The organism is Robinsoniella sp., from assembly GCF_034124845.1.
Genome location: NZ_JAWYAJ010000071.1, coordinates 1 through 1864 on the forward strand (window position 1 = coordinate 1; position 1864 = coordinate 1864).

Consider the following 1864-nt stretch of genomic DNA (forward strand, 5'->3'; position numbering starts at 1 on the left):
GACAAAGTGGTGCAGACGGTATATATCAATTGGATGTGGCATATGGAACAGGAACGGATGGGCAAAAGCAATATGTTCAGGGGGAAAGCGAATCCCAGGCAAAAGGTAAAATTGCAGAATTCGAAAACAACCAGATACGATGGAAAGTTTATAAGAAAGATTATCTGCCGTATCCTGCCGAAGGCGAGGTGCTTCTAGATGCAATTACCCTGCCTTATGAAATAGAGGTCAGTCTGTACCGGGAACCAAGGGAAACGGATGAAACCCAGGCTACGGAAGAACCTGATGATACAGAGGGAACTGAACCGACAGAAACAGAAACGACTACAACAAACAAAACTCCTGCTACAAATCCGCCAGGTAATCAAAATCCGCCCCACAGCGGACAGATACCCAAAACCGGAGTGGAACAGGCACTTGGATTTGGATTGATAGGACTGGGATTTTGTGTATCTGCCGCAATATTAATCATACTTTACCTATATAGAAAGAAGGAAAATGAAAAGAAATAAAGTGCCGGGAATTATTCTGACAATCTGTCTTGTGATTCTGTTAGGAGGTGCCGTATATTTTGGAGTGGGAATCTACAGAGATGCAGCACCCCTCATTGCATCGGAAGGCTATTACAAAGACCTTCGGGAAGATGTTTATATCCGGAAAGAACCCGGTCAGATACCGATACCGGATCTGGACAAACTGAACAGTCTGAATCGGGATGCAGCTGCCTGGTTGTTAAGCCCGGGGACTACAATTGACTATCCGGTGGTGCAGGGGGAGGACAATGATTATTATCTTCACCATCTGTCTGACGGAACACCAAACGAAATAGGCGCTATCTTTTTAGACTATCGGAACAACCCGGATTTCTCCGATGAGATTTCGATCATATACGGGCATCATATCACAATGGGCAGAATGTTTTCTACATTGTCTTCGTATAAAGAACAGCGTTACTATGATGAACATCCACGGATGATGCTGTATGTCAGGGACAAGACTTATGAAGTGGAACTGTTTGCGGGAAATATACTGAGTGGAAGCGAGGGTTTTCCATTGAACTTTAAGACAGGGAAAAAGAAAAAAGAATGGATTCAGGATATCATTGAAAAGTCCACTTTTTCCAGCGGAATAATCCCCAAAAAGCAAGACAGAATTTTAGTTTTGTGTACCTGTTCGTATGAATTTTCCAATGCCCGGTATGCGGTGTTTGGGAGAGTAACGGAAGCGAGATAATGTGTTCAAACACGCTCCAGAGAGTTTTTGAAAATTATAATACAGGAGATGAAGTTTGAAAGAAAAACGCTTTCGAACTACTAATTAAGGAATAGCACAAGCCAGCTTGCGCTATTCAGGAGGTATAAGTATGAAGAAACGGGTGTTATTTATAATTTGCGCCGTAATGGCAATGACAGCCCTGCAAGGCTGCAGCAGCAGTAACAATTATGTTACCAAAAGTGCGGATATATCAGAAACGTTTCCGATTGAGGCAAAAGATGCAGGGGAGAATCCCCAAAGGGCAGAAAGTAATGGACCCTACGCTATTTTCCACACCTCGGCGGGAGATATAACCGCAATACTTTATCCGGAACAGGCTCCCGAAATGACAGCATATTTTATAAATCTGGTTGAACAGGGGTACTACAACGGCAGCCCATTTGACTATATTGATAAAGATAATACGATTCAGGCAGGAGCAATCGGAACGGATGGAGAGCTGCCCGCTGCGGATAAATCACCTGCGAATGAATATGATGATGGACTTCACCATTTTCCAGGTGCGCTGGCAATGTCGGGGGGTAAAACAGATGCAGAAAGAAGTAAATTTTATTTTATAGTAAACAAGGATATTCCGGAAGACCAGAAG

Annotated in this window: 3 protein-coding genes; all 3 read left to right on the top strand. The window is 43.3% G+C overall.

Annotated elements, in window-relative coordinates; all coding sequences use genetic code 11:
• On the top strand, positions 1–512 hold a 512-nt coding region (locus ACH2DQ_RS03610; RefSeq protein ID WP_395025620.1), incomplete at its 5' end, for an LPXTG cell wall anchor domain-containing protein.
• Complete coding sequence (gene srtB, locus ACH2DQ_RS03615; RefSeq protein ID WP_394910680.1) at positions 499–1233, top strand: class B sortase; 735 nt, start codon at positions 499–501, stop codon at positions 1231–1233. The genes ACH2DQ_RS03610 and srtB, both read left to right, overlap by 14 nt.
• A 130-nt stretch (positions 1234–1363) precedes the next feature.
• Positions 1364–1864: peptidylprolyl isomerase (locus ACH2DQ_RS03620; RefSeq protein WP_395025621.1), on the top strand; the 501-nt coding region annotated here is incomplete at its 3' end.